Annotated in this window: 2 rRNA genes; both read left to right on the top strand. The window is 58.5% G+C overall.

From position 1 onward, the window contains the following. Positions 1 to 1,371 (top strand): 16S ribosomal RNA (locus tag B207_RS0104280); the annotation flags it as partial. 376 nt (positions 1,372 to 1,747) lie between these two features. After that, a 23S ribosomal RNA gene (locus tag B207_RS0104275) occupies positions 1,748 to 4,829 on the top strand. Positions 4,830 to 4,844: the final 15 nt, after the last annotated feature.

Genomic DNA, 4,844 nt, shown 5'->3' with positions numbered 1-4,844 from the left:
CCGGGAAACCGGGGCTAATGCCGGATATGACATCGCTGGGCATCTGGTGGTGTGGAAAGATTTATCGGCTTGGGATGGGCCCGCGGCCTATCAGCTTGTTGGTGGGGTAATGGCCTACCAAGGCGACGACGGGTAGCCGGCCTGAGAGGGCGATCGGCCACACTGGGACTGAGACACGGCCCAGACTCCTACGGGAGGCAGCAGTGGGGAATATTGCGCAATGGGCGAAAGCCTGACGCAGCGACGCCGCGTGAGGGATGACGGCCTTCGGGTTGTAAACCTCTTTCAGCAGGGACGAAGCGAGAGTGACGGTACCTGCAGAAGAAGCACCGGCCAACTACGTGCCAGCAGCCGCGGTAATACGTAGGGTGCAAGCGTTGTCCGGAATTATTGGGCGTAAAGAGCTCGTAGGCGGCCTGTCGCGTCGGCTGTGAAAACCCGGGGCTCAACCCCGGGCCTGCAGTCGATACGGGCAGGCTAGAGTCCGGTAGGGGAGACTGGAATTCCTGGTGTAGCGGTGAAATGCGCAGATATCAGGAGGAACACCGGTGGCGAAGGCGGGTCTCTGGGCCGGAACTGACGCTAAGGAGCGAAAGCGTGGGGAGCGAACAGGATTAGATACCCTGGTAGTCCACGCCGTAAACGTTGGGCGCTAGGTGTGGGGGACCTTCCACGGCCTCCGTGCCGCAGCTAACGCATTAAGCGCCCCGCCTGGGGAGTACGGCCGCAAGGCTAAAACTCAAAGGAATTGACGGGGGCCCGCACAAGCGGCGGAGCATGTGGCTTAATTCGATGCAACGCGAAGAACCTTACCAGGGCTTGACATGCAGAGAAATCTCATAGAGATATGGGGTCCTTAGGGGCTCTGCACAGGTGGTGCATGGCTGTCGTCAGCTCGTGTCGTGAGATGTTGGGTTAAGTCCCGCAACGAGCGCAACCCTTATCCTATGTTGCCAGCGCGTCATGGCGGGGACTCATAGGAGACTGCCGGGGTCAACTCGGAGGAAGGTGGGGATGACGTCAAGTCATCATGCCCCTTACGTCCTGGGCTGCACACATGCTACAATGGCCGGTACAAAGGGCTGCGATGCCGTGAGGTGGAGCGAATCCCAAAAAGCCGGTCTCAGTTCGGATCGGGGTCTGCAACTCGACCCCGTGAAGTCGGAGTCGCTAGTAATCGCAGATCAGCATTGCTGCGGTGAATACGTTCCCGGGCCTTGTACACACCGCCCGTCACGTCACGAAAGTCGGTAACACCCGAAGCCGGTGGCCCAACCCTTGTGGGGGGAGCCGTCGAAGGTGGGACCGGCGATTGGGACGAAGTCGTAACAAGGTAGCCGTACCGGAAGGTGCGGCTGGATCACCTCCTTTCTAAGGAGCTTTCTGGCTGGGTGTCTCCTGTAGTGGGGGATGGCCTGGTCCAGGGCGAGGGTCGGCCGGAGGGCTGGCCTGGTGTGCTCATGGGTGGAACGCTGACTTGTTCTGTTCGGTCTGGTCTGGTGTCTGGGTTCCTGTGTGTTCCTGGGTGTGGGGTCGGGTCGGGTGGGTCGGTACGCTGTTGGGTTTTGAGGGAGTGTGATGCCCTCGTGTACGGCCCCTCCCTGCTGGCCTGTGGCTGGTGGGGTGGGTGTGCGGGCTGGTTCGTGGTGGGATACCGCTGCCGTGTGGTGGTGGGTCCTGCGGGCGCGGCTGGTTTCCGTTCGTAGTTTGAGAACTGCACAGTGGACGCGAGCATCTTTATCTTTGTGGCCAAGTTATTAAGGGCGCACGGTGGATGTCTTGGCACCAGGAGCCGATGAAGGACGTGGGAGGCTGCGATATGCCTCGGGGAGCTGTCAACCGAGCTGTGATCCGAGGATTTCCGAATGGGGAAACCCGGCAGGGCTTTAAATCCTGTCACCCGTGCCTGAACACATAGGGCATGTGGAGGGAACGTGGGGAAGTGAAACATCTCATTACCCACAGGAAGAGAAAACAACCGTGATTCCGCGAGTAGTGGTGAGCGAAAGCGGATGAGGCTAAACCAGTTTCGTGTGATAGCCGGCAGGCGTTGCGTAGCTGGGGTTGTGGGACTGTTCTGACAGGGCTGCCGTCTTGTCGAGGAGTAAGAAAGCGTGTTGTTAGCCGAAGGTCATGCGAATGGACCGCCATAGAGGGTAACAGCCCTGTAGGTGAAAACGGCACGTCTCCTGAGCAGGATCCCAAGTAGCACGGAGCCCGTGAAATTCCGTGTGAATCTGGCGGGACCACCCGCTAAGCCTAAATACTCCCTGGTGACCGATAGCGGACTAGTACCGTGAGGGAAAGATGAAAAGTACCCCGGGAGGGGAGTGAAATAGTACCTGAAACCGTGTGCCTACAATCCGTGGGGGCTGGGCTTTTCGGAGCCTGGTGACCGCGTGCCTTTTGAAGAATGAGCCTGCGAGTTTGCGGTGTGTGGCGAGGTTAACCCGTGTGGGGTAGCCGTAGCGAAAGCGAGTCCGAATAGGGCGTTTGAGTCGCATGCCCAAGACCCGAAGCCGAGTGATCTACCCATGGCCAGGTTGAAGCGCGGGTAAGACCGTGTGGAGGACCGAACCCACCAGGGTTGAAAACCTGGGGGATGAGCTGTGGGTAGGGGTGAAAGGCCAATCAAACTCGGTGATAGCTGGTTCTCCCCGAAATGCATTTAGGTGCAGCGTCGCGTGTTTCTTGCCGGAGGTAGAGCACTGGATGGCCTAGGGGGCCCACAAGCTTACTGAAGTCAGCCAAACTCCGAATGCCGGTAAGTGAAGCGCGGCAGTGAGACTGCGGGGGATAAGCTTCGTAGTCGAGAGGGAAACAGCCCAGATCGCCAGCTAAGGCCCCTAAGCGTGCGCTAAGTGGAAAAGGATGTGGAGTCGCATAGACAACCAGGAGGTTGGCTTAGAAGCAGCCACCCTTGAAAGAGTGCGTAATAGCTCACTGGTCAAGTGATTCCGCGCCGACAATGTAGCGGGGCTCAAGCGCACCGCCGAAGCTGCGGCATACACGTTGTGTATGGGTAGGGGAGCGTCGTGTGGCGAGTGAAGCGGCGGGGTGACCCAGCCGTGGACGCCACACGAGTGAGAATGCAGGCATGAGTAGCGAATGACGGGTGAGAATCCCGTCCGCCGAATGACCAAGGGTTCCTGGGGCAGGCTTTTCCGCCCAGGGTGAGTCGGGACCTAAGGCGAGGCCGACAGGCGTAGTCGATGGACAACGGGTTGATATTCCCGTACCGGCGCTGACGCGCCCATGCTGAACCTGGTTGTGCTAACCGTTCTGGTTTTTGTTCTGCTTTCGGGTGGGGCTTGGACTGGTCGGGATCCTGGCTGGTAGTAGGCAAGCGATGGGGTGACGCAGGAGGGTAGTCCAACCCAGGAGGTGGTTTTCCTGGGGCAAGGGTGTAGGGCGAAACGTAGGCAAATCCGCGTTTCATGTGCCTGAGACCTGATGCCGAGCCGATTGTGGCGAAGTGGGTGATCCCATGCTGCCGAGAAAAGCCTCTAGCGAGTGTCAGGGCCGCCCGTACCCTAAACCGACACAGGTGGTCAGGTAGAGAATACCAAGGCGTGCGAGTGAACTGTGGTTAAGGAACTCGGCAAAATGCCCCCGTAACTTCGGGAGAAGGGGGGCCACTTCCTGTGTAGGAGTTTACCTCCGAAGCGGGGAGGGGCCGCAGAGACCAGGGGAAAGCGACTGTTTACTAAAAACACAGCTCCGTGCGAAGTCGTAAGACGATGTATACGGAGTGACGCCTGCCCGGTGCTGGAACGTTAAGGGGACGGGTTAGCTCTTCGGGGCGAAGCTCAGAACTTAAGCGCCAGTAAACGGCGGTGGTAACTATAACCATCCTAAGGTAGCGAAATTCCTTGTCGGGTAAGTTCCGACCTGCACGAATGGCGTAACGACTTTCCTACTGTCTCAACCACAGACTCGGCGAAATTGCACTACGAGTAAAGATGCTCGTTACGCGCGGCAGGACGGAAAGACCCCGGGACCTTTACTACAGCTTGATATTGGTGTTCGGTTCGTCTTGTGTAGGATAGGTGGGAGACTGTGAAGCCGGGACGCCAGTTCTGGTGGAGTCATTGTTGAAATACCACTCTGGTCGTACTGGATGTCTAACCTCGGTCCGTGATCCGGATCAGGGACAGTGTCAGGTGGGTAGTTTAACTGGGGCGGTTGCCTCCCAAAGGGTAACGGAGGCGCCCAAAGGTTCCCTCAGCCTGGTTGGCAATCAGGTGTTGAGTGCAAGTGCACAAGGGAGCTTGACTGTGAGACAGACATGTCGAGCAGGTGCGAAAGCAGGGACTAGTGATCCGGCGGTGGCTTGTGGAAGCGCCGTCGCTCAACGGATAAAAGGTACCCCGGGGATAACAGGCTGATCTTGCCCAAGAGTCCATATCGACGGCAAGGTTTGGCACCTCGATGTCGGCTCGTCGCATCCTGGGGCTGGAGTAGGTCCCAAGGGTTGGGCTGTTCGCCCATTAAAGCGGTACGCGAGCTGGGTTTAGAACGTCGTGAGACAGTTCGGTCCCTATCCGCCGCGCGCGCAGGAGACTTGAGAAGGGCTGTCCCTAGTACGAGAGGACCGGGACGGACGAACCTCTGGTGTGCCAGTTGTTCTGCCAAGGGCATGGCTGGTTGGCTACGTTCGGAAGGGATAACCGCTGAAAGCATCTAAGCGGGAAGCTCGCTTCAAGATGAGGTCTCCCACAGGGTAGCCTGGTAAGGCCCCCGACTAGATGATCGGGTTGATAGGCCGGAGGTGGAAGTGCGGCAACGCATGGAGCTGACCGGTACTAATAGGCCGAGGGCTTGACCACAAAGATTCTGCTGTT

The organism is Parafrankia elaeagni (assembly GCF_000374165.1).
Taxonomy (GTDB): domain Bacteria; phylum Actinomycetota; class Actinomycetes; order Frankiales; family Frankiaceae; genus Parafrankia; species Parafrankia elaeagni.
This window is presented reverse-complemented; position numbering and strand designations above follow the sequence as displayed.